Annotated in this window: 27 protein-coding genes and 1 pseudogene; 3 read left to right on the forward strand and 25 right to left on the reverse strand. The window is 47.0% G+C overall.

What is annotated here, in order from left to right:
* Window positions 1–34: 34 nt before the first annotated feature.
* Window positions 35–616 (reverse strand): TetR/AcrR family transcriptional regulator, encoded by a 582-nt coding sequence (locus R50912_RS32340; RefSeq protein WP_042241031.1) that lies wholly within the window; start codon window positions 614–616, stop codon window positions 35–37.
* A gap of 232 nt (window positions 617–848) precedes the next feature.
* Between R50912_RS32340 and R50912_RS32345 the strand changes: the two are divergent.
* A pseudogene (locus R50912_RS32345) lies at window positions 849–1,993 on the forward strand (MFS transporter).
* Between the two features lie 63 nt (window positions 1,994–2,056).
* Here R50912_RS32345 and R50912_RS32350 read toward each other — a convergent pair.
* The 4 genes from R50912_RS32350 to R50912_RS35470 form a co-directional block, all read right to left on the reverse strand.
* Window positions 2,057–3,001, reverse strand: a complete 945-nt coding sequence (locus tag R50912_RS32350; RefSeq protein ID WP_042241034.1) for a hypothetical protein — start codon at window positions 2,999–3,001, stop codon at window positions 2,057–2,059.
* Window positions 2,998–3,555 carry an RNA polymerase sigma factor gene (locus tag R50912_RS32355; RefSeq protein WP_042241036.1) on the reverse strand — a complete coding sequence of 186 codons (558 nt, stop codon included), beginning with the start codon at window positions 3,553–3,555 and terminating at the stop codon, window positions 2,998–3,000. Before R50912_RS32355 ends, R50912_RS32350 begins: the two co-directional genes overlap by 4 nt.
* A 156-nt stretch (window positions 3,556–3,711) precedes the next feature.
* On the reverse strand, window positions 3,712–3,852 hold the full coding sequence (locus R50912_RS35465) for a hypothetical protein (RefSeq protein WP_156123433.1): 141 nt from the start codon (window positions 3,850–3,852) through the stop codon (window positions 3,712–3,714).
* A 154-nt stretch (window positions 3,853–4,006) separates the two neighbouring features.
* Window positions 4,007–4,183 (reverse strand): hypothetical protein, encoded by a 177-nt coding sequence (locus R50912_RS35470; RefSeq protein ID WP_156123434.1) that lies wholly within the window; start codon window positions 4,181–4,183, stop codon window positions 4,007–4,009.
* Window positions 4,184–4,490: 307 nt separating this feature from the next.
* Between R50912_RS35470 and R50912_RS32360 the strand changes: the two genes are divergently transcribed.
* The gene (locus R50912_RS32360) at window positions 4,491–5,036 is read left to right on the forward strand and encodes a MerR family transcriptional regulator (protein WP_042241039.1); all 546 of its coding nucleotides are present in this window, start codon (window positions 4,491–4,493) and stop codon (window positions 5,034–5,036) included.
* A gap of 76 nt (window positions 5,037–5,112) precedes the next feature.
* On the opposite strand, the gene R50912_RS32365 is transcribed toward R50912_RS32360, so the two are convergent.
* From R50912_RS32365 to R50912_RS32420, 12 genes are all read right to left on the reverse strand, one after another.
* Window positions 5,113–5,493, reverse strand: coding sequence for a hypothetical protein (locus R50912_RS32365; RefSeq protein ID WP_042140525.1), 381 nt, complete (start codon window positions 5,491–5,493; stop codon window positions 5,113–5,115).
* A 205-nt stretch (window positions 5,494–5,698) separates the two neighbouring features.
* A complete protein-coding gene (locus R50912_RS32370) occupies window positions 5,699–6,409 on the reverse strand; it encodes an ABC transporter permease (protein ID WP_042241042.1) in 711 nt (236 codons plus the stop codon).
* Window positions 6,406–7,251, reverse strand: coding sequence for an ABC transporter ATP-binding protein (locus R50912_RS32375; protein ID WP_042243821.1), 846 nt, complete (start codon window positions 7,249–7,251; stop codon window positions 6,406–6,408). Before R50912_RS32375 ends, R50912_RS32370 begins: the two co-directional genes overlap by 4 nt.
* A 104-nt stretch (window positions 7,252–7,355) precedes the next feature.
* A complete protein-coding gene (locus R50912_RS32380) occupies window positions 7,356–8,291 on the reverse strand; it encodes a LytTR family DNA-binding domain-containing protein (protein ID WP_042241044.1) in 936 nt (311 codons plus the stop codon).
* Between the two features lie 100 nt (window positions 8,292–8,391).
* Complete coding sequence (locus R50912_RS32385; RefSeq protein WP_042140528.1) at window positions 8,392–8,781, reverse strand: hypothetical protein; 390 nt, start codon at window positions 8,779–8,781, stop codon at window positions 8,392–8,394.
* A gap of 257 nt (window positions 8,782–9,038) precedes the next feature.
* Complete coding sequence (locus tag R50912_RS32390) at window positions 9,039–9,935, reverse strand: DegV family protein (RefSeq protein ID WP_042241046.1); 897 nt, start codon at window positions 9,933–9,935, stop codon at window positions 9,039–9,041.
* A 372-nt stretch (window positions 9,936–10,307) separates the two neighbouring features.
* Window positions 10,308–10,730, reverse strand: coding sequence for a VOC family protein (locus tag R50912_RS32395; RefSeq protein WP_042241049.1), 423 nt, complete (start codon window positions 10,728–10,730; stop codon window positions 10,308–10,310).
* 76 nt (window positions 10,731–10,806) lie between these two features.
* Window positions 10,807–11,784 carry a sigma-70 family RNA polymerase sigma factor gene (locus R50912_RS32400; RefSeq protein WP_042241051.1) on the reverse strand — a complete coding sequence of 326 codons (978 nt, stop codon included), beginning with the start codon at window positions 11,782–11,784 and terminating at the stop codon, window positions 10,807–10,809.
* Between the two features lie 52 nt (window positions 11,785–11,836).
* Window positions 11,837–12,949: a sensor histidine kinase gene (locus tag R50912_RS32405; protein ID WP_042243824.1), complete on the reverse strand. Its 1,113-nt coding sequence runs from the start codon at window positions 12,947–12,949 to the stop codon at window positions 11,837–11,839.
* A complete protein-coding gene (locus R50912_RS32410; RefSeq protein WP_042241053.1) occupies window positions 12,939–13,622 on the reverse strand; it encodes a response regulator transcription factor in 684 nt (227 codons plus the stop codon). Before R50912_RS32410 ends, R50912_RS32405 begins: the two co-directional genes overlap by 11 nt.
* A gap of 35 nt (window positions 13,623–13,657) precedes the next feature.
* Window positions 13,658–14,215 carry a VanZ family protein gene (locus tag R50912_RS32415; protein WP_231637750.1) on the reverse strand — a complete coding sequence of 186 codons (558 nt, stop codon included), beginning with the start codon at window positions 14,213–14,215 and terminating at the stop codon, window positions 13,658–13,660.
* Between the two features lie 84 nt (window positions 14,216–14,299).
* Window positions 14,300–15,172, reverse strand: coding sequence for a hypothetical protein (locus R50912_RS32420; RefSeq protein ID WP_052416806.1), 873 nt, complete (start codon window positions 15,170–15,172; stop codon window positions 14,300–14,302).
* Between the two features lie 241 nt (window positions 15,173–15,413).
* Here R50912_RS32420 and R50912_RS32425 point away from each other — a divergent pair, with 241 nt between their 5' ends.
* Entirely contained in the window at window positions 15,414–16,031 is a 618-nt protein-coding gene (locus R50912_RS32425; protein WP_042241056.1) for an NAD(P)-dependent oxidoreductase, read from the forward strand.
* A 175-nt stretch (window positions 16,032–16,206) separates the two neighbouring features.
* On the opposite strand, the gene R50912_RS32430 is transcribed toward R50912_RS32425, so the two are convergent.
* From R50912_RS32430 to mqo, 8 genes are all read right to left on the reverse strand, one after another.
* Window positions 16,207–16,932, reverse strand: coding sequence for a Crp/Fnr family transcriptional regulator (locus R50912_RS32430; RefSeq protein WP_042241058.1), 726 nt, complete (start codon window positions 16,930–16,932; stop codon window positions 16,207–16,209).
* Window positions 16,904–18,790 (reverse strand): heavy metal translocating P-type ATPase, encoded by a 1,887-nt coding sequence (locus tag R50912_RS32435; protein WP_042241061.1) that lies wholly within the window; start codon window positions 18,788–18,790, stop codon window positions 16,904–16,906. Before R50912_RS32435 ends, R50912_RS32430 begins: the two co-directional genes overlap by 29 nt.
* A gap of 12 nt (window positions 18,791–18,802) precedes the next feature.
* The gene (locus tag R50912_RS32440) at window positions 18,803–19,018 is read right to left on the reverse strand and encodes a heavy-metal-associated domain-containing protein (RefSeq protein WP_042241063.1); all 216 of its coding nucleotides are present in this window, start codon (window positions 19,016–19,018) and stop codon (window positions 18,803–18,805) included.
* A gap of 157 nt (window positions 19,019–19,175) precedes the next feature.
* Window positions 19,176–19,541 (reverse strand): GntR family transcriptional regulator, encoded by a 366-nt coding sequence (locus R50912_RS32445; protein ID WP_042241066.1) that lies wholly within the window; start codon window positions 19,539–19,541, stop codon window positions 19,176–19,178.
* Window positions 19,538–20,194 carry an ABC-2 transporter permease gene (locus tag R50912_RS32450; RefSeq protein ID WP_042241069.1) on the reverse strand — a complete coding sequence of 219 codons (657 nt, stop codon included), beginning with the start codon at window positions 20,192–20,194 and terminating at the stop codon, window positions 19,538–19,540. Before R50912_RS32450 ends, R50912_RS32445 begins: the two co-directional genes overlap by 4 nt.
* Entirely contained in the window at window positions 20,187–21,041 is an 855-nt protein-coding gene (locus tag R50912_RS32455; RefSeq protein ID WP_042241072.1) for an ABC transporter ATP-binding protein, read from the reverse strand. Before R50912_RS32455 ends, R50912_RS32450 begins: the two co-directional genes overlap by 8 nt.
* A 104-nt stretch (window positions 21,042–21,145) precedes the next feature.
* Entirely contained in the window at window positions 21,146–22,402 is a 1,257-nt protein-coding gene (locus R50912_RS32460) for an acyltransferase family protein (RefSeq protein ID WP_042241073.1), read from the reverse strand.
* Between the two features lie 144 nt (window positions 22,403–22,546).
* Complete coding sequence (gene mqo / locus R50912_RS32465) at window positions 22,547–24,067, reverse strand: malate dehydrogenase (quinone) (RefSeq protein ID WP_042241076.1); 1,521 nt, start codon at window positions 24,065–24,067, stop codon at window positions 22,547–22,549.
* Window positions 24,068–24,078: the final 11 nt, after the last annotated feature.

Below are 24,078 nucleotides of genomic sequence, written 5' to 3' on the forward strand. Positions count from 1 at the left end.
CAACCTTTCTAATCAGATTCCCCTATTCATGATTCTATCTCAACAATGTCAATATTTCTCTGACAGATTTATCAATAAAGGCACGCTCAGGCCGGGATTTCATGAACACAGTCAGTCCGATTAATGATATGACCAGTGTCTGCGCCAGACTCTTTGCGTTAATCCCGGGATCAAGCTCACCTGAACGCAACCCCCGTTCAACCGTTTCCTGGAAGATTACCGAGAGATACATCTGATGTTCTCTGGTCAGGATTGCAAACTTCTCATCATGCGGCGCAAGCTCCACCATCGAGTTTAGGCAAAAGCATCCCCAGTTCGGGTCTTTCCCATATTCCTGTGCCACTAGATTCTCAAAAAAACTGCGGAATGCTTCTTTAACAGAAGAATTAGTCTGGAGTCTGCCCCGGATAGAGGCAGCGTGAGCACTCGTATATTTGCGCAGCGCAGCTTCAAATAGTCCTTTTTTATCTCCAAAGGCGGAGTATAGGCTGGGGCGCTGAATGCCCATTCTTGAAGTCAAATCGCTCAAAGAGGTAGCTTCGAATCCTTTCTCCCAGAATAGCTGCATCGCTGCATCCAATACCTTGTCTTCATCAAATTCACGTTGCCGGGCCAATATAACCCCTCTTTTCATATCGTTCAGTATATTATAATTCTATTGTTCACAGATTACATTGTCAATAAAATTGGGATTGCGCAGCAGGTATTGACATAACCATTTATCAGGGTTACATTTATCAGGAATTATTTCATACCGTTCAGTATGAAATGAAATTTAAGGAGGCGTCTCTTTGGAAAAGGTAGTTGAACAACCGCTTATAGCATCCGAATCCGCTCCGGCATCTCCAATGTCCCGGAGTGTTGCACTCTTATTTGCCATCGCCTGCGGACTGGCAGTCGCCAATATTTATTACGCGCAGCCCCTGCTGGACGCTATCTCGCAGGAATTCGGGATTATTCATTCCTCCGTCGGTCTTGTTATCACCATCACTCAAGTCTGTTACGCTCTTGGACTGCTGTTGCTGGTGCCCCTCGGCGATTTATTGAACCGGCGCTGGCTGATCGCCGGACAGATGCTGGTATCCGTGCTGGCCTTGATTGTGGTGGGCACCGCCCCCACCAGCAGGATATTATTCATAGCCATAGCTGCAGTTGGATTGCTTGCCGTAGTCACACAGACACTGGTTGCCTTCGCCGCAACTTTGGCAGCCCCGGCTGAGCGCGGACGTACCGTGGGCGTGGTAACCAGTGGAATCGTAATTGGGATTCTGCTCGCACGGACATTCGCCGGTGTATTGACGGATATAGCCGGTTGGCGCTCTGTCTACCTGGTCTCTGCGGGTTTAACACTAATTATGGCTGGAGTATTGTTTCGGGTGCTGCCCAAGGATGAGCCCTCAAGAGAATCCTTATCCTACCTGCAGCTGCTGCACTCGCTGTTCACGTTATTCGCACAGGAGCGAATTCTGCGCATCCGCGCTGTACTGGCTCTGCTGATTTTTACCGCGTTCAGTATATTATGGACTTCCCTGGTCCTGCCGCTCAGCGCTCCGCCGCTGTCTTTATCCCATACTGCAATCGGCGCGTTTGGACTTGCCGGAGCAGCTGGAGCGTTAAGGCAGGCCGTCTTGCCGACCGGGGTTTAGGGCAGAGGACTACAGGTGTGGCATTAATACTGTTGCTTCTGTCATGGCTGCCCATAAGTTATACGGAGCATTCGCTTCCCGCGCTAATCATCGGCATTATCCTGCTTGATCTGGCAGTACAAGCCGTACATGTTACCAACCAGAGCATGATTCTTACGGTACGCCCTGAGGCACGCAGCAGGCTTACTGCCGGTTACATGATTTTCTATTCCATAGGCAGCGCCACCGGGTCAATCGCATCTACCAGCATCTATGCTCACTCAGGCTGGAACGGAGTATGCTTGTTAGGTGCAATCGTCAGTGCCCTGGCTCTGCTATTCTGGGCATTAACCCGCCGCCTTAAATAGATAAATATAAGGCCGCCCTTACAGGCGGCTCACGGCTCTCTTATATTCTGTGCATTGCGCAGACTAGTTAAGTTTGGTCACTTCCATTACCTTGCTGCTAAACTGGTAAGTTACACTGACATTCTCTATAATCTCCGTATCCTGATAGGCCAGGGAACCCTTGAACTCCAAGGTATCATTGTCCTTCCAGACGATGTTACTGGCATCACTATAATTTTCATAATCCGGGCGGATCCATGTGTCTATTCCTTGCTCCGCCCCATATTTGACTCTTGCGGATTCTATTAATTCTGGACTGGTTCTTCCTTCCTCCACATTAATAATCTGCACAAATTCACTTTTATTAGAGCTGGTGACGACCGCAACTAACTTCTTATCGGGTGAAGGAATCATATCTGTGATATACATAGAAGGTGCAGAGAAGCTTGAATATTCCTCCAGCTTATTGTCTTTGATCCTCCATAGGACATTCTGGCTTCCATAATCCGAATAATGATTAAATAACGTAAATAACATACTCCCGTCTGCCAGTTTAACAATATACGTACTCCGGTAACTTAAGGACAGAATATCTATGGCAAAAGCAGCCGCATCGGCGATTTTGGGATTCTCATTTCGTGCAAACGGCTGAAGTTTATTTAATGCCTTTGCTCGTAAGCTTGGATCATTGAAGCCTTCCACCAGTCTATTAATAGCAATATATACATGTTCTTCATTGTCACTTTTGAGGGCCTGCAGAAATTTCATCCCATCATACTTAGGAACGGGCAGTAACTCCATGTCTTCAGCTCTCAGATAACGGATGTACGGCTCTGCGTTTTGATTCTTATAATATTCGGTTGCTAATAGCGCAGAAGCGGTTGAGCTATAGAGCACAAGACAAGCAACCAGAGCCACCCACTTTTTAGAAAAGCCTTTTTTCCTTTTCTCCGCTCCGCTCGATCCGGCTGCTTCAATTAAATCCTCATCAATAAGTCCGATCTCGCGGAATAACTCTTCTCTTTTCACAGGCGAACTCCCCCCTTGGCTAAATGAACTCTGAGCTTATTTCTTGTTCTGAAAAGAATGGACTTCACCTTACTGCTGCTCATCTGAAATCTCATAGCAAGTTCCTCTATAGAATCTGAATACCAGTACCGCCTAATAAATATATTTCTGGCTTGCTCCTCTATGCCATATAGAAATTCGTTGATCAAGCTTGCGGTTTCACCCGCTTCATATTCTCCTTCTACCGTATCCGGGGAAGCTATGCACCCTTCCAGTTCGGTTAGAATGGCATCAAACTGACGGTTGCGTTTCTTGGCTGTAATATAGCTATATCTATCGAGCGCTATATTACGTGTAATTCTTCCTAGAAATACAGATAGCTTCCTGGGCATCGTTGGCGGAATTGCATTCCACGCTGCCAGGTATGTATCATTCTCACATTCATCAATATCTGAGAGATTGGATAGGATGTTTCGGGCAATCACTCTGCAGTAAGCCCCGTATTTATCCTTGGTCTCTACAATGGCCTGCTGTGAACGCTGTAAGTATAGGCGGACTATTCCCTGATCTTCCATCTGTCATTCTCCTTTTAATCTCTTATCTATACAGTAGGGAATTGTTGGAACGGGTTGCACTTATATTATAATTTCCACAGAAAAAATCCCAGCGCATAAGAAGTATCCCTCTTATCAGCCAGGATTAAGATATGTTCAGAACAATTTAAAAGCTAATTATTCCGCGTTCACTATAAGTGTGTCTTCATCTTCACCGGGTTCAGGTGCCAGACTTACAGTGAGGTCCACAGTCAGGGTATCCGTTATAGCGGTATCCGTCCAGGACGTTCCGTCCCATATCTGCTTCAGATAGGTCACCGTTATCTTGAAATCACCTGCTACAGAGGGAAGGTACTCGGCCTCATATACCAGATCAGTAACGGTAAACGTTCCCGACTTGCCTGCCTCCGTGGAGTTCCACGCTAACGGTTGATGCCGCTCGTCGCCGATGATTGGCGATGTGTTGCCCTGATTATAGCCCTCCGCTGTCAGGACCGTCTACCGCCTTGAACAGCTCCAGCTTCTTGTCGTTCACATTCATCCGGTACATATAATAGTTATTGGCATCCTGCACCCGGAAGAGGATGCCGGCATTGGCATTCGCGATGGGAACTTCACTTTGGCTTCCACATACCTCCTCTAGATCCATATTGGCTCCTTATGCATGGTGAAACGGGCAGGACAACCTCAAATAAGTAACCGCTTTCATAACATGCCCTCACCTACGGAGTTATTTCTTACTATAATCCTGGTCCATGAAGAAAGGAGCGTGGCAGGCCCACTCTCCAGGGATACAATTATACTGTGCTGTATGAACTACACCGCTCTCTGTAGAGCAGGAAAAGTCGTAATAACACTTTGCTTAGCGAATCAGCACTTCCTTTGTCACCTGTGCAGGGGGCCGCCAAAGAACAACGAATTACTCATAGAAGGACTACTAAACTGGAGGGATTGAAATGGAAATTCTGAAAACAAAGGAAGCTGCGGAGCTGCTGTCCGTTAGCCAGACTACGATCAAACGCTGGGCGGCCATGTTCCCCGATTTCTTTCCAAAGGACCGTCTTGGACATTATACCTTCTCGGAGCGGCAGATCAGCCAGCTCAATCATATTAAAGGCCGTATTAATCAGGGGGAAGCACTGGAATGCATCCATCTGGATCTCACGAATGACAACCTGCCAAGGGGCCCGCTGCAAGAGAATCTAAGCCCTGATACAGACGGTGACCCTATGAATAAAATATGGTCCCGGATCGGGTATATTGAACACGCGCTGGATCAGAAAGCAAACGAGGTAGTTTCGATTCAGTTGCTCCAGCAGCGTGCTGAACTTGAGGATATGCGTGTAATGATTAAACAATTATCCGCAACGCTGGAAACGATGCAGAAGCCCGGCAGTAACTCCCTCTCCACGTATGAAGAGCTTCATCCGGTTGCCGCCGGCAGGCTGACGTCTCCGCCAAGGAAGCGCGGTCTATTGCGCTCCTTTTTCCCATTCCTATAGGCCCGCCTCTTCACACAAAAAAGGTGCGACAAGCCCGGTTCATCACCAGACGCTCGCCGCACCTTCACTCTCCAGCTTATATTAATGCGTTGAAATGGCCATCCGCGTCCACCGTCGCCGTCCGGGGATCGGTGAGACCGATACCCTTGAAGCCTCCCGTTCCTTCATTGCGCCAGAGGGGGAGGTGATCCTGAAGCGGAGATGCCGGTACGAAATTGGCAGGGGTGCTGCTTCCGCTCTTTAGTACGAGCTGGGACTCCAGCAGCCGGATTTGCCGCTGCAGCTGCTCCCGCCGGTACGGAGTCTGCATCTGACTTCCCTGTGCCGCATTCACTTTATCCAGTTCCATCATCAGCTGGTTGCGCTGCTTCTCCAGGGAACTGACATCACTCTGTGTACCGCCATAGGCCGCAATGGGCTGTACGGAGCTGATGCCTGATACTGTCTGTGCCGCCATGATCTTTCCCTCCGTTTCCTTGGCCCCTACTCCAAATTCAGCCAAATTCGTAAGTTCTAATCATCTTTATTACCCCGCGTGCCCCGTTATGACAACATCAGAACCGCAACTGGACAATAATCGTCGTATAGTCTCAGCCGGCCGCTTGTTTCGGACCTACCAAAGACCCACCGGAGGCTGGCTAAAGTCCCTTCCGCCCAGTCCCCTACTCGTCCTTCAACCGCCGCACATACAGAACAACCGACACAACCGTTAATACAACCGTCCATGCCAAAATGATGAGAAGGGGTTTCAAGACATCTCCCGTTGTATATCCTGTATCGCTTAGACCCAGCAAATGCACAAGCTGGCTGCTTGGCATGTAATCCAGCACCTTGAAGACCGGGTAATCCTTGGCCAGTACTGCTCCCCAGGGTGCACCGGTGAATATGAACGCCACCGGGAGTATAGATAATGAGGCTTCAAGCACCGTCTTGGAGAATAAACCGCAGATTGTACCGGCTGCCGTGTATAGAATAATTGACAGAATGATTGCTGCCGTAAACGTTCCTATATTAGCCGGCTCATAGCCCAATATATATGTTGAAATAGCCAGAACAACAGCGGACATGACAAAGACCAGGCTGCTTTTTCCGATCAGAACATCCATGGCCGTGGCCGGAGTCAGCATTAATGACCTTAAAGTGTTACGCTCCTTCTCCTCTGCGATCAGGCAGGCTTGTGCCATACTCGTCAGGATCACTAACGATGTATTCAGAAGAAAACCGATCGCTCCAGGTAAGGCTGAGCCTGCACTTCGAAAAAGAAATGCGAAGAGTATAGGAAATACCAGAATAATCGAGATCGCGTAATTGCGCGAGAACTCTTTGTAATCCTTCACAAATATCGCCCGGGCCCGTTTCAATGAGATACTCATAGCAGCTCACTTCCTGTCATTTTAATGAAAATATCACCGAGACTGGGCTCTTTCGTCTCGATCCGGTCAATGAGCCCCCGCTTCATCCAATCCGCGATCCGATCCGCCGTCTCCTCACCGATTGGAAGCTCATAGGCTTCCCCGTTGGTTAAGTCAACACTAACTGCATTCTTCCGGTGCTGCCGTTTAAGTTCCTTTGGTGAGCCGATGACCTGAATTTGTCCCTGATACAGAATGGCTACACGGTTGCACATCAATTCTGCTTCAGCCATATCATGCGTAGTCAGAAAAATCGTTGTCCCTTTCTCATTCAGGTAGCGCAAGCCTTTATAAATATGTGCGGAGTTCACCGGGTCCAACGCCGAGGTAGGCTCATCTAAGAATAATAATTCCGGCTCATGGATAATCGCGCAGGCCAGCGTAACACGCTGACGCATCCCTTTCGATAAAAGATTGACTTTCTTTTTGCGCTCCCCGCTTAAGTTCACAAACTGCAGCACCTTATCGACTGCAGCTTTGGGAAGATCATATAACTTACGGTACAGCTCCAGATTCTCCTCAACCGACAACCGCTCATAGAGGCCGCTGTTATCCGTCAGAATGCCGAAACGCATCTTCTGGGCAGACTGCCGCATCCTATCCGCCGGCTCGTTAAATACACTGGCCTGTCCGCTGGTCGGATTTAACTGTGCCGTTAGAATCTTGATCAATGTAGTTTTGCCTGAGCCGCTCGGGCCGAGGAACCCAAAAATTTCTCCCTTAGGAATAGAAAAAGATACATCTGTTAGCGCATCCCTCTGTCCAAATCTCTTACGGATACGTTCTACCTGGATCACATCCATGAACTCCACATCCTTAGCGTTGATGGCATAAATATATAAAGAATGCATGCTTCCTGCCATCAAAACCCGCCGAAATGTAGCTGTAACCGGCTGAACGGTACCATTTAAATCTTCAGCAGTGCCTTTAATTCCTGCAATTTGGAACGGGATAACGGAACCACGGCATCCTGGCTTGTGTTTAACCGCAGGCTGTAGCTATTCTTCGTCCAGGTAATAATCTCTCTTACCTTTTGCAGATTAACGATGTAGGAGCGGTGACACCTGAAGAACCCGAAATTCAATAACCTCTGCTCCAGCTCGGTCAGCGTCAGCGCACAATCATAATTCTCCCCGCCCACATGAACAAGAATCGAACCCTCTACACTTTCTATAAAATCGATTTCAGGCGGATTAAATAAAATCACCTTGTCATTGCGTTTGGTAGAGATCTTCTGCAAGGTGATATTAGGCTCGTCCTGCTTATGTACATCCTGCTTGTCCTCTTCGGAGTCCCGGATATCGAGCGGATGGAATCCGGACTCGTTCAACCGGTAAATGACATCACAGGAAATCAGGGCATCCTCTAAATTCGAGGTCAGGATTAGAATCTGCTTGTCTCCCGACAAGTCATCCAGAATCCGTTTGAATTGACGGCGGTCCTGTTCTTCCAGGTAAAAGTAGGGCTCCTCCAGGACAAGTGCAGGCTGATACGCAAAAAAGACACGCAGCAAGGTTACATACACCCTCTTGGACGGGCTGAGATCCTTGATTTTTACCTTCCGTTCTTCTTTTAATGCAAAATACTCCATGAGCGAAGCGGCATGCTCCTTCCTCTCCGACACATCAATTAAAAATGTGATTAGCTCCTCTACCGTTAAGCGCATGTACTCGCCCTGCTGCACCCGAAATAAATAAAACCCGGCATGCTCCGCTAATTGATTCATTACAAGCTGCTTCCGCTTCAAGTCCGTTATAATGCCAACCGGCTGGCCCGGTGTCATATTGAATTCGATCTCCGGCAGGTATAATTCCCCGCCTTCATACATGGGTTGAAATTGCATACCATCCTCCTGGTCATTACTGCTATAGATATATATGCCAATTATATAAGTACCGCAACAAAGAGAACAGCCCTTATGCTGTTCTCTTCCGCTGTCTGCCTCAGAAGCAGGTGAACGAGCTGACCCGGTTCAGATCAATGCCGAAGTATGTCCAGAAGAAACCGGTCCACCGGAACCCTGCAATTGAACTGCGCCCGACGAATATCGGGAAGAACCAGAATTGCTCGCCATTGTTCAGCCAAATGTATGTGTTGCGGAACAGGCAGCGTCTAATTCCTCCAGGGTCGATGGCGAATGTGGTAACCGGCATTTGCGGCACGAATTGCGGCGGAGGGGACGTCGGCGCCTGAACGCCTCCCGGTCCGCCTCCCGGAGGTCCCGGAGTCCCCGGAAATCCGCCGGGACCTCCACCTGGAAACCCAGGTCCTCCAGGTCCTCCCGGAATCCCCGGAAATCCGCCCCCGGTTCCCGGTGTTGGAAAAAATCCCATATGTGATCGCTCCTTTCAAGTGAGTAGGCATAATCATCATATGCATTCGCGGAGAGGGCGCTTGGGCGGATGCCCATTGTACATGCGCCTGACGTAAATTCAGACTTCACAAAGAATAACCCCACACAGTGGGGCTTAAGCTTCGATGATAATACAGGTGCTTTGCGGGGACCCCAAAATATATAAATTCTTATCTATCAAAAAGGAGCCGCACCCTCACCGGGTGCAGCTCTTTATCCGTCATTCAGTCTCCCTGCTTAACTCGTAGCCCCGAGCACAGGCTCCAGCACTTTATCCTGAACAGTAATACTGTTGATGGCTGAATGTTTGATCCATGAAAGTGCCAGTGTTCCTTCGCCCATATGAACGCCTACCACCGGAACAAAAGTCATGATTTCTGTATGCACTGAAGGCGACATTTCTTTGATGGCCGACTCCAGGCTCAGCGCCTCCTCCATATTGTTGGCATGCATAATGCAGATATCTTGGATCAGACGGATATCCTGGTGGAGTGTCTCCAGCAATTTCTGCTTCGTCTTCTTGAAGGTGCGAATTTTGTCCACGACAATAATTTTGCCTTCATCGAACTTCAGCAGCAGATGAATCCGCATCAGCTGGCCAAGCACGAGCTGAGAGCCGGAGAGCCGCCCGCTGCGGTGCAACTGGCTCAGACTCGCAGGGATTAGGTAAAAAGACATCTCTTCAATGATATTTTCAATTCTGCTCCTGATCTCCAGCGCAGAGTACCCTGCCTGCTGCCAGTGAACGCCGCGCATAATCATCTCACGGATCGGGTAAGCGCCCACTCTTGAATCAATGCCAATTACGGCAACTCCAGCGATCTCTGCCGCCTGCATCGAAGTATGGAACGTACCGCTAAGCTCAGAGGAACAATGTATTGCTATAATTTCGTCATACTCTTCCTTTAGGCGCTCGTATAATTCCACGAACTCACCGATCGGCGGCTGGGAGCTGCTAACCTTGCCATTCTGGCGCATTTTATCATAGAACTGATCAGCGCTGATTTCGATATTTTCTTTATAGCATTCATTATTGACAATTAGACGTAGTGGAACAATATAAACATGGTTATTCATGGCAAATTCAGAATCAATTGTGCTGGTGCTGTCGGTTACCCAGGCGATGGATTTCATAGTCACTACTCTCTTTCGTGAGGGATTGATTACGATCAGGAATCAGCAGCTTCAACTATCTGCATATTCGTAAATTATACAGGAAGCCAAGCACCCGCATAGCAATTAAGCGATAATCGCAGCACCTTTTTTCAACTTAATTCGACATAAATTCACATTATACATGATAGATATACCTATTAAAGAACAGACCGGGTATGGTATGTAGAGACGCCAAAAAAGGATATCAAGCAGAAACGGCTTCGCCGTCCTTATCAAGGACGGTACCGTTCCAGCGAGAAATAGAAGGATAATTTTTAGCGTGAAACATATAAATTCTTATATTTAAAAAAAGAGCTGCACCCTCATCCGGCGCAACTCTTTACCCGTAATTTAATCTTCAAGCTCCGTATATATTTGAAAGGTCACGCCGAATTTATCCGTTACATCACCAAACCCGGGGCTGAAGGGTTCTTCTTTAAACGGCATATTGACCTGGCCCTCCTGCCGCAAGGCTTCATAGATCCGTTTGGATTCTTCTACATCATTCGTTGTAATGCAGATAGTAACCCGTTTCCCGTTTCCAGCAGGCGAACCGCCTGGAGTATCGGATAACATAAGCTCCGTACCTCCAACCTTTAACTTGGCGTGTGCTACAAGACTCCTCAGATCGTCCGTGAACGTACCGGGCATGTCCGGCATGTCACCGTAAGTCATCATAGAGAGGATTTGTGCGCCGATGGCTTGTTCATAGAACTGAATGGCTTCCTTTACCCGGCCCTCCAAAGTAATGTAAGGGGTAAGTTTTACCGTCATAAGATTGTTCCTCCTTGAGTTTGAATTGAACCCGCATTTGTGATTCATTAGTATAGACGATCCGGCCGCCGCAAACTCATCGGCCGATTGAAAAATTCTGCCTCGCGTCCAAATCTGCCGGCAATCCAAATCGCACGAATAACTCAGGATCAATGAAATGATGGATATGAGCGATCTTCCCCAGTTCCAGCTCTGGAATATGAATGCTCCACGGAACCAGCCGTCCCTCCGGTCCGGCGGGTACATACTGGGCAAAAGCGGGGCAATCCCCGTTAGCCCGGACCGGCAGCAATCTGGAGCCCAAACAATGGCTGCGTGTAATAGTGTAGAATGACGACAGATTAGAGCTGCCGCGAACCCACATCGTAAATGGCGGCATCGACAAGCTGCCGTTCTCGTGGAATAAGGCCAATAATGCATCAATATCATACCGTTCGAAGGCTTCCATATAACTTGCAAGCAGTTGTTGGTCTGCCTGGGCATCTCCCCCTTGTAACTCCTCGGACCGGAGATTGGACCGGGCGATACCCGACCGGGCCCGTTGCACTGCACTGTTGACGGCTGCCGTGGTCATTCCCATCGCATGTGCTGCCTCGTTAGCCGACCACCGGAAGACATCAAGCAGGATCAGTACAGCGCGTTGCCGGGGCGGCAGTATTTGCAGGATCGCAATAAAGGATAACCGGACGGTTTCCCTGCTGACCACGATGTTGGCCGGGTCGATAGCGTTATCGGGGGCCGGCCATATCCAGGAATCCCGGGGCAAGCTGTCACTGGGCTCCTTAATAATAGCCGCGGGTTCAGAGAGATCCATCGGAAGTGCCCGCCGCTTGGCATTCCTCAGCCTGTCCAAACAAATATTAGTGGCAATCCGGTACACCCAAGACTTACGGGAAGAATCCTGCCGGATCTTGTCCCAGCTCTGCCAGGCCCGGAGCAGGGTATCCTGCACTGCATCTTCCGCTTCAAAGATGGACCCCATCATCCGGTAACAATATCCGGTTAGTTCAGAACGCAGCTCCTCAAGCATATCTATTCCATGCTTTTGGCTCATGTTACGTTTCCTCCTCTTGAAGATGCCTTCTCCATGACAGTAATTCAGAGTTTTATATTTTTTTCAATAAAGTAACGACAAAAGACGTCTTCCCCAGCGAGCTTTTGGCTTCAATCTCCCCGCCATGTAATGTAACGATACTTTTGGCAATTGCAAGTCCTAGGCCTGATCCGCCCGTGTATTCGGAACGTGACTTTTCTACTCTATAGAATCTCTCAAAAATATAGGGGAGATCCACACTGGGTATTGCTTTGCCGTAATTATTCACTTCAACTTGAACGGATTGGCTCGAATCTCTTACTATAAGGTCAATGTATCTTCCTTCTTTTCCATACCGTATGGCGTTTTGAATGAGATTTTCAAACACCCTGGCTATTTTATTGCCATCGCCTATGATGACAGGGTGATCAGCCGTTATAAATGTCCTCATGTGCATGTCCGCTTCCTGCATTTGAATCCTATGTTGTACAACTAATTGATTAATCATTTCTTCAATATTAATGGATTGATCATTTACAAGAGTTTCTTTATTTTGGACATAGGTATATTCAAACAGATCATTTAATACATGATGCAGGCGTTCAACCTTGGCATACACAATCTGTATATAAGCACGAAGCTCCACTTCGTCCCTGTATTCATCCTCATTGATAAGATTCAAGTATCCGATGATAGAGGTTAGAGGGGATCTAAGGTCATGGGCAACATTTGTCACCAAATCATTTTTGATCTGTTCTGATCTCCGCTCTTCCTCAATGGCCTTCCGGGCTTGAATTACAACATTATTAATATGGGTAGCAAGTTTATCTAACCCGTTCTCTGCCCGCTCTTCTATTTTATGATCAAAATTACCGTTCGCAATAAGCTCAACCTCACGTATCATACGGTTAAACTCAGTTGAAATATAGCGTCTCTTTTCCATCTTATAGAACAGGAACAGATAGAAACAGACAAACAACCCAAACATCAAAGGTACAAGTACACCCCTGAGAGAAGAAACGGCATTGAATATAAAAGCTACCGCACCTGACTGTTTCTGATAACTATAAAGTGAAGAATATAGAATAGCCGCTGTCAGCGTTGATGCTATTAGCGACAGCAGAACATAGAGAATGGCTCTCCAAACCGGGATTGTTTTCATTATAAAAAACGTATTATTTTTCAATTTTATAGCCAACTCCCCAGACCGTTTGAATCACCGTTTCTCCTGTTGCCGCAGCAATTTTATCTCTCAGGTTACTAATATGAACCATAACGGTTTTGTTCGATCCGGCCCCCGTTTCATTCCATACCTTTTCAAAAATTTCTTCTGATCCGAATACTCTTCCGCGATTCTTGGCCAGCAAATATAAAATATCAAATTCAATAGAGGTCAGCCTTATTTCCTGCCCCTGCGCATGAACCGTGTGACTTTGTTTATCAATGGTTAAGGAGTGAATATAGATACAATCCGGATCTTTCGCCGCCGGGTGATAATTAGCTCTGCGCAGCAGCGCCTTTACTCTCGCTGTTAATTCCAATGGATTAAAGGGCTTGATCATATAGTCATCCGCACCCGTCATCAAACCCATAATTTTATCCATATCCTCTGCCTTTGCACTTAACATCAAGACTGGAGTTTCCTGCTCTTTGCGAATTTCCCGGCATACTTCAAGTCCATTCATTTTGGGCATCATAATATCTAAGATCACGAGGTCAATAGAGTGGCGCTCCATGAATTGAAGGGCCTCAATTCCATCCTGCGCTGTATGAATATGATAGCCTTCATTGCGCAGATATACCCCGATTAACCCTGCAATCTCATGATCATCGTCTACAATAAGTATCTCGGTAGTCATATATTCTCCCCTCAAAACATGTCCGTTGTCTCCTGTTATAATCTTATCCTATTCAATAAGTTATTCCCATGGCTTCTCTGTAATAGTCTGATTATAACTATATACCCCACAAGTGCTCCAACAGTGTTGGCAATAAGATCATTGATATCTGTGCTCCTGCCATTACCCAAAGTAATTCTGATCACCATCTGAAGTATCTCAATAGATAAACTGAATAAGAAGCCGTAGTACGCTACGCTTTTTAAAGACTCAATCTTTTTATGGAGCAGTGGCAGATATACACCAAAGGGCATGAACATTATCACATTTAATACAAAGGTTTTGATATCTATTGTTAATAGCGGAATGAAATTAATCGTTTTGTACCAAGAAGTGTGATTGGCATATATGCCGATATTCACATCGATGGGGAAGAATACCAGGTCGATGACACAAAGTAAGTAAATACTAAATGTTATTAATATTAAATATTGGCCTGCATGAAGCGGCCTTTTTTTCCATAGTGCACTTACTGTCAGGTACAGCAGGAATAATACGAATAGGGGCACCAGAAAATATGTTGAATGGATTGTATACATAATAGATTGTTCCACATCTAATTCCTCCTCTAAGTTATTATCAAAGTTGGACAAGAACAATGGGACTGATGACAGCCCCATTGTATCCAGCCCGCATGCTTAGTTAGTAACCGGAGTGATCTGGCCATCGACTGATATACTAATGATCATCGCTGCATCCAGGAAGACCCTTTTGCCCTCTTTGTCCAGGTTATAATGCCATTCGAATCCCCGCTTTGAAGAGCTTGTGGAGCCTAAAGAAAGCTCGGTTTCCTTGCCGTCTGATGTTGTTATGCTAACTCTAGGGCTGTACTGTGGTAATTCATCACTATGCCCATCTGTACGTACCCCTTCAATACCAATGCCAATCGTTGAGATATGAACCGATTCAAGAGACATCTCTTCTTGTTGCTGTGACAGGGTGTGATCAATTCCGATATTGAAAGAGGTACCGCTCTCTTGTGCTGTAAAAGTATTATGGAATGGTCCTTCAGCAATAACTGCTTCTGTAGCGGTATTCACTACTGCATCCGCCTTAATCGTAACTTTCTTTCCTTTCAGACTGCTTGGTGTATCGACATCAAACATGGCGATGATCTTTTTACCATCCTCTGTCACACGTTGCTCTACCATGTAACTTGCATCCTTTGCCCACTTGAGTTCAAGTGCAGCCATAGCTGCATCCTGTGAGAAAACTGTACCGTCTTCCTTCTCAAAAGAAACGATAATAACCGCACTATTTCCACCAATAATGCTTTCTTCTACCGTTGTTTTAATCCCAGCCATTACTCTAGACTCGTTAATTAAAGTCGTAGATTGTCCCGGAATCCCGGCATTTCCATTGAAAAATTCTTTGAAAGCATCCTTATCGGATGAAGCCAGCGCTGAGGTCCCCATCGCCATTAATGATACAGTTGCTGCTATCGCTGTACCGGCTACCCACTTCTTCCTTGTATTCTTCGCCCTCTGACTACTCTTCTGATTGTTGTTCATTGTAAGTCCCTCCAATATGTTTTGTTGTGTTCCTGGTGAATGTACCTAGTATAATCAGCAGTTTCTAAGATCCTTTAAAGAACATTTAAAGATTTACTAAATTTTCTCGGGAACACCGGTATCCAAAATCGCTTTGGTATATATTCAGTGATATGATAATCAAATATATGGGTTCACTTCTGAGATCGTAATTTCCCCATGATTTGTTGTTGACCAAATATAAAATGAATGGAGTAGTATTATGAAAATTATTATTTTTGGAGCAACTGGCGGGGTAGGTCAATGCGTCGTGAAGCAAGCGTTAGAAAAAAACTTTGAGGTTACTGCATTTGTACGTACACCTTCAAAGTTACAAATACACCATGAGCATCTACATATTATCCAGGGAGATTGCTTCAATAAAGAGGCGGTTGCCCAAGCCATTGCAGGACATGAGGCAGTTGTATCCTGCTTAGGCTCTAGTCTAGGCATGAAAAAATCTACGGAGCTGCAGCAGATGACCAAAAATATAGTAGATGGGATGAGGGAGCATTCAATTACCCGCATCGTCTATACAGCTTCTGCAGGGATTCACAAAGAAGTTCCGGGGATTAGCGGGAAACTGGTCATGACCATGCTAAAGAATCCTCTTCTGGATCATCAAGGCGCTGTGGATTATATTGTGGCAAATAAACTTAACTATACAATCGCCAGGCCTATGGGATTAACGAATAAAGCTTTGACAGGAAACTATAAGGAAGCTTCAACAGGCGTACCGGAAAAGGCAAGAACGATTTCCCGTGCAGACGTAGCGGATTTTATCGTGAAGGTATTAGGGGATTCTACATACGACCGTACATCCATTGGTATATCTGATTAAGCGTAAGATTTCCGTCCATACCCGGCATCATAAGGTCAATGACACAAACGGACGATAACATTCCGCAGCCAGGAACCTTTCCCTTATTCGGGATACCGTTCACCTTGCACTATATAACGGTAAAATATAGAGGCACCCATAAATGGGTGCCTCATGTCTGAAACAGTGATCCAAGTTATAGGATCAGGTTAAGACTAGCCTGATCCACTATGATAATCTTTCGTTGACCTACAAGCTTAATCCATCCCTGTTCCTGGAACAAGGCAAGCTTGCGGCTTAGGCTCTCCTGCGTTGTCCCGATCATCACTGCTAGGTCTTTTTTACTTACGGGCAGTATTAACACGTTATTCTCCAGGCGGTCATTCTGCTGATCGTGCAGCATTTCCAGTAAGACCTTTGCGAGTCGTTGCTCAACATCATAGAGGGTAAGCTGCTCCAGTTTATCTTCTGCCATTTCAATACGTTCTGTATACTTCTCAAGGAATTTAATCGCGATTCGGGGCGTTCTCAACATTAAATCACTGATAACTTTACCCTGAATCAGACAAATCTCTGTGGGTTCCAATGCTTCAGCGGTATTAGTTAATATGGTATGACTGAACAAAGACAATTCCCCTGTGAAATCCCCCGGGCTAAGAATGCGCACAATCTGCTCCTTACCTGCCGCAGAGAAGCGGGATATTTTCACACTGCCCCGGTGGACTATCCATAAATTCGCTGAGGAATGCCCGGGAGAGAAAATAACTTCACCCTTTGTATACTGTTTGCTGATAGAGGCGTTCATCACCTCAGCCTTCTCTTCAGGCGATAAAATCTCCAGAATGGGCACATTGTTGATACATAATGCCGGGGCCTGACCCGGAACATACGGCTTACTCACTGGACGATGATTGCAGTTCAATACGGCTCCCCCTATTCTTGGTAGTGTATCGAGTTAAACGCATCGCATTAAGAATGACTAACAACACACTCAATTCATGCACAAGCATACCGGAAGCCATGAATACATTACTGGTTAACACACCGATTAACAGCGTCACGACGGTGGCTACAGCGAAGTAAATATTTTGCCGGATATTATTCATTGAAGCACGACTAAGGCCCAGCGCGTATGGAAGGTTCATTAGGCGATCTGACATAAGTACCATATCGGCAGTCTCCATCGCGGCATCGGTTCCTGAACCGCCCATAGCAATCCCTACATCGGCAACGGCCAGAGCAGGAGCATCATTCACACCATCACCAACCATAGCCACAATATATTCTTTTTGCAGATCCTGTACTATTCTAACCTTATCCTCAGGCAACAGCTCCGCATAATACTGATCTATTCCAAGTTCACCCGAGACAGCAGCAGCCGAGCGTTCATTATCACCGGTTAACATAACCACCTTGTGAACACCCGACCGTTTCAGTTGATGAATAAGTGCATAGGCATCCGTCCGTAAGACATCTGCAATAGAGATTACTCCTAATACCCGTTCATCATCAGCGGCAAAGACGACCGTCTGTGCTCTATTCTCCTCTTGAGCTACGTAGTCGGCTATTTCCTGATCATATTGAATGCTGTAGTCTGCCAATAACCTGCGATTTCCAATATATAGATTCGACCCTTCAACTGTAGCAGCTATCCCTTTGCCAGGCAACGCCTTGAACTGTTCTGCAGGAATAATCCTGGAAGCGGATCTCGACGCAGCTTCTGCAACAATAGCTCTAGCCAAATGATGCTCAGAGGCATATTCTGCACGGGCTATCATCTGAAGGAGCTCATTCTCATTCAGGTGTATGGCGTTGATTCGCGTAACCTGTGGTTTGCCGGCAGTGAGTGTGCCCGTTTTATCAAAGGCAACCACTTGAACGAATCCCGCCTTTTCTAACGTCTCGCCACCTTTAAACAGGATGCCGTTCCTCGCACCTTTACCAATTCCGGCTACGATGGAGACCGGAGCAGAAATAACCATGGCACCCGGGCAAGCAATAACTAATAAAGTCAGTGTTAATTCAACATTTCCAGTACTGATATACACGATAATAGCCAATATAAAAATAGCAGGAGTGTAGTACCTGGCGAATCTCTCAATAAATTTCTGCGTGGGCGCTTTCGATTCCTGTGCTTCCTCAACCATATTTAGAATCCGGGCAAAGGTTGTGTCATCACCGACCTTCTCAGCAATAATCTCTAAATACCCATGCTCAATGACCGTTCCGCTGAACACTATTGCCCCTTTTTCTCTACTGACCGGAACAGATTCTCCTGTAATTGCTGCTTGATTGATCGTAGCTTTTCCCTTGAGAACTGTACCATCTGCCGGAATCTTCTCACCGGGACGGACCAGGACAATCTCTCCTTGGATCACCTCATCAGGAGATACCTGAACCTCTATCCCGTCGCGCATTACTGAAGCCATCGCAGGTGCCAAATCCATCAAGGCTTTCAATGAAGAACGGGTCTTCTCCATAATTCTCGCTTCAAGATAGGAACCGAAGATGAATAGGAAGGTAACGGCTGCCGCCTCCCAGTATTCCCGGATCATGATGGCGCCTATGACGGCGATCGTAACGAGTGCCTCAATCCCCAATATACGATAACGTAAAGCTTGAAAGGCATTCTTCATAATGGGATAGCCCGCAAGGAGCGCAGCTGTAATCATAAGAATATCAGAGGACAACTCCAGCACATTCCCTAATTTCATTACAAAAGATATAGTGATAAGCAGCCCGGTAATGCCTATAATTCTCTCCTTATTTTGTCTGGACATATGCACGGCCCCTTATTTAAAGCTTAGAATGGGAAATCCAAGATTAGTGATAACTTTACTCACACCCGCAGAATTGATAATAGTCTCATTGTGGCTCACCTTCACCTTGCTTGAAGTGAATAGAACCTTTACCTCGGATACGCCGTCTTTATGGGTTAAGGCTGTTTCGATTTTCTTAATGCAGCCGGGACAAGTAAGCTGCTCTAATTGAAAAGTTGTTGTTGTCATTGTAGGGCCCCCTTAAAAAGTAAGTTATCTTCTTGTTAATCACAGTATAGATGCAATCTTGTTTTGTTAAATTGATCTGGATCAGAATTTGGAATCATATCATAAGAAATAACGCCGCCAAGAGCTTAACCTTGGCAGCGTTATTTCTTGTGATATGTCAATAAATCTTCTTCAGCAGCCCCATCACTTCATCCAGGGTGAGGCCAAAGGACTTGTAGTAGGAGGTGTCGATCTCCATTTGCTTCAGGACCATTTCGTTGCGTATCCGCAGCATCTCCCCCCGCGAGAATTCCGCTACAAAACAGCCTTTACCTGTTACCGTATTGATCAAACCGCTCCGCTCAAGCTCTTCCCAGGCTTTCTTAACGGTGATCACACTAACATGCAGCTCCAGGGCTGCCTGCCGGATGGGCGGCAGACAATAGCCGCTTTCCAGCTCCCCCTTCAGAATTTGCGCGCTGATCTGTTCGTAAAGCTGCTGATAAATCGGTTTCTCCGATGTGTTCGAAATTGTTACATTCATAATATCTCCACTTTCAGAAATCTCTTTACCGCTATCTTATAGGCAATCAGCGTGAATGCAATAAAAATTAGAATAGCCGCTATCAGAATGGATAGCTGCAGTGCCGTATTATCCGTCCCTGAGCCATAGAAAATGTCGTTAACCCAAGGACTTTGGATTCCAGCCCATTGGGCCACTCCGGCAAAAAGGATAGCGCCTGTAGTGGATGCGGTCGTTGCCGCTCCATACTTATACGCCGTCTTGTAATACATGGATATGAATAGGATGTTAAAGATCGCCAGCATGATGAAACATAATCCCCAAAAACCCATATACGGCGGATAGAACATGTAAGTCAAATGAGGATACAAGCGAAACGTAAAAATACTGAAGATCATGGCGATGAGAAGATGCATGAGTTCAAGAATGACAATAACGGTTACCCGGGACTTCACGATATCTAATTTGGTCACAGGCATCATCGTGCTGAACATCAGATCATTCTGACTCTTGAACCCGCCAAATATGTTCGGTACCGTTAAGAAGCAGAAATACAGCGGCACGAGAAAATAGACCCAACCGGGGATAAGCATTAATCCGCCTAAAATAAAGGGTAAGGCGAAGAACCAGGGATTTACGCCTAATTTCAAATCCTTCATCACCAAATTATACATATACATTCTCCTTTTTCGCAAAGTAGATCATGATTTCATCAAGACTCGGCGTGGTTGCCCGCAGGCTGGAGGATGGATCAATGTCTTTGGCATGAATCAGTCCGGTAAAGCCAAACGAGTTGATTTTGTAGGAAATCAAATGCTCCTTCACTTCGTTTAATTGGGCTTCGCTGCCGCTGAGCAAACGGTAGGACTCCTTTAACTCGTTTTTCTCCGAGCTGGCAATAATTTGCCCTTGTTCAATGAAGGTTATATAATCCGCACATCGTTCTAAGTCGGAGGTAATATGCGTAGAGAAAAGAATGCTGATCTCGCCGCCGGTGATAAGCTCCTGAAAGATATCGAGCAGATCGTCTCTGGAGACCGGATCGAGTCCGCTGGTCGGCTCATCCAGGATGAGCAGCTTGGCGCCATGCGATAAAGCAAGGGCCAAGCTGTACTTTACCTTCATTCCTCGGGACAGCTCCGCTATTTTTTTGTTCTCATCCAGCTTGAACCGCTTGAGATAATTGTAGTAAGTTTCATCATTCCAATTCTTATAGAACTTCTTGGTGATATCGGTCAGCGTCTTGATCTTGCTGCGTGTATAGAAATCGATATCACCGAATGCGCATCCGATTTCCTGCTTCAATTCAATCTCGTGATCAGCGATGTTCTTGCCAAGAATGTATATCTCGCCGCTATCCACATGAACCATATTCAAAATCGATTTAATCGTGGTCGTTTTACCGGCGCCATTGGCTCCGATGAACCCCATAATGTAGCCCTTCTCCAATTGAAAAGATACATCCTTGATTTGAAAGTGCGGATATTTTTTATTTAAATTTCGAACATCTAATGCCAGCATACCCTACCTCCTTAATAAATTGTGTATTCCGTGTATACACAATGTATCATGAGGCTTTGGAAAAAGTCAACGGGTACAACAAGCAGTACAGCATATGAGCTGACTTATGCGGCACTAACCGATGATGCATCCTTGCGCTTGCGCCGGAAGAAAGGCTTGCCTTTCGACCATTGGATGAACGGCTGCTCTATGATATAATAAGAGACTGCCGCCGCCGCATACGAGATGACGAGGACAGTTACACTGATGCCGAGCCAGCGCCACACATCCCGGATCCCGGAATAGTGATAATCCGCTATCCCGTACTTCTCGATTAGCGTGATGAACAAGTAGTGCCAAATATACAGGCCGAACGAAAGCTTCGCGGTAAACCGGAAAAAGCGGTTATCCAGTAAACGCCCTATGATGACGCTGAACGGTGCTGACAGCAGCACGATTCCGAACAAAATGGCATACGCCGGGAAGTAATAGGGCTGGTGCTGGAGGCTGAAGTCAAATTCGCCCTGGTGGCGCATACGCCAGATCAATAGACCGGCAAGACCCAACGCGGCGGCTCCGGCTGCATCGAACACCCCAAGCTTGCATAGCCGCTCCACCTTAGTGCCAAGCTGCATGAACGCGGTCGTTATACCCGCCGCCAGGATACCGATAGCGAAGTGGCCGAAGAATCCCACGGGATTGTAATTCGGCATCCAGAATTTCGCACCGCCAATCTGGCCATAATCCCAGCCCCGTCCCTGCCCGCTTGGCGTAAACCAATGATGGACAAGGGAGTTTATAGCAAGCACCAACCCAAACGTGACCACCCAGAACAAGATCGCTTTCCCGAACGAACGCCGCTTGCCGAGCACAAACAATACAGCCATAAACAAAGGCATAAGCAAGTAGCTAAACACCTCGAAGCTGATCGACCAGAACGGCCCATTCAAGTCAGACGGGAAAAAGGTTGTATAGTGGAAGCCTGACGTAAACGTGAACCCCGTGAGGATTCGCCGCCACAAGAACTCCGTAGGAATGTCCAGCCTCCATACGAGCAACAGACATACCAGGAAGGATACATAGAAGCCGGGCATAATTCTTGCAGCGCGGCGTACAGCATATGTCCGGATGGACGGATACGGCTTATTTTCCAGATAAGCGCTCCAAAAGGGGAACGACAGCAAAAATCCGCTTAACAGGAAAAACAAGCTGACCCCGCTGTTTCCAAGCAAGAGAACCGACTGCACTTCTTGAAGCCAGGGCTTTTGTGCGGGCATCACCAGCTTTTGTGACAGATGATGCAGAATGACGGACAGGCAGGCGATCGCACGAATGCCATCCGCTCCCGCTAACCGGGTACGGCCTAACTGAATCTTGGACATCAGCTACATTCCCTCTTTTCTTCAATAACTTGATTTCAGGCACTCACATATTTCCATATATAATAGAAAAATCCTTCAACGATCCAGGAATAATTCCGCGCACAAAAAAAGAACCTTCCGCACCGGGAAAGTTCTCACCTGTTCCTATGAATGCTTTACCTTAATCTGCTGCACAGGCTCCCCTGGTCCATTCGTCAGACCGAGCGACTCTGCTGCCAAAGTATCGATTTTGTTCAAGAGCTCTGTGTTGCCCTGCAGAGACAGGCCGTAGGAAGGGATCATTCGTTTGATCTTCGGCTCCCAGGCTTCAATATGCTGCGGGAAGCATTTGCTGATGACCTCCAGCATGACAGAAACGGCGGTAGAGGCTCCAGGAGAGGCACCAAGCAATGCGGCTATCGAGCCATCGGCGCTGCTGATCACCTCCGTACCGAATTGAAGCGTACCTTTGCCGGCAGCTGTATCTTTAATAATCTGCACACGCTGGCCCGCCACCACCAGATCCCAATCCCCGCTTGTGGCGTTCGGGACAAATTCCCGCAAGGCTTCCATCCGCTGCTCTTTCGACAGCATGACTTGCCCGATCAAATATTTGGTCAATGGCATATTCTTGGCGCCTGCCGCCAGCATCGTGACGAGATTACCCGGCTTAACGGAGGTGACCAGATCAAACATCGAGCCGTACTTCAGAAACTTGGGCGAGAAGCCGGCAAACGGTCCAAAGAACAATGATTCTTGCTTGTCGATTACCCTTGTATCCAGATGTGGAACAGACATTGGAGGCGCACCAACCGCTGCTTTACCGTATACCTTGGCATGATGCTGTGCCACAATCTCCGGCTTCCGGCACACCATGAACAGTCCGCTTACCGGAAATCCGCCAATCCCTTTGCCCTCCGGGATACCGGATTTCTGCAGCAGATGCAGGCTCCCGCCTCCGCCCCCGATGAAGACGAATTTCGCTGTATGGCGCTCAGCAGCGCCGTTAGCATTCCGTACCTTGAGCTCCCAGGACCCGTCCTTCGTGCGCTTAAGGTCCTCAACCTGATGGTTGAATCTGATATCGACGTTGTTGCTCTGCAAGTGGCCGAACAGGCTGCGTGTCAAAGCGCCAAAGTTAACATCCGTTCCCGATTCCATTCGGGTGGCCGCCACCGGCTGGCCGAGTGTCCGGTTCTTCATCATAAGCGGCATCCATTTCATCAGCTGCGCCGGATCAGCGGAGAATTCCATCCCTTGAAACAGCGGATGCCTTGAAAGCGCTTCAAATCTTTTTTGTAAAAAGGTTACGTCTGTCTGTCCTTCTACAAAGCTCATATGTGGTACGGGTACGATAAATTCCTGCGGATCTTGTATGCGTCTGCTGTTCACCAGATAAGACCAGAATTGCTTCGAGAACTGAAATTCCTCATTCACCTTGATAGCCTTGCTAATGTCGATAGATCCATCCGGCTGCTCCGTGGTGTAGTTAAGCTCGCACAATGAAGAATGCCCCGTTCCCGCATTGTTCCATTCATTGGAGCTCTCCTCCCCGGCACCTGCACGCCGCTCAAACACAGTGATTCTCCAATCAGGCACCAATTCCTTAAGCAGTGAACCCAGTGTTGCACTCATGATTCCGGCACCAATTAAAATCACATCTGTTTTGGTCTGTTGGTTGCTCATATTCTACCGTC

The sequence above is a fragment of the Paenibacillus sp. FSL R5-0912 genome (genome assembly GCF_000758605.1).
In the GTDB taxonomy this organism is placed as follows: Bacteria; Bacillota; Bacilli; order Paenibacillales; family Paenibacillaceae; genus Paenibacillus_AQ.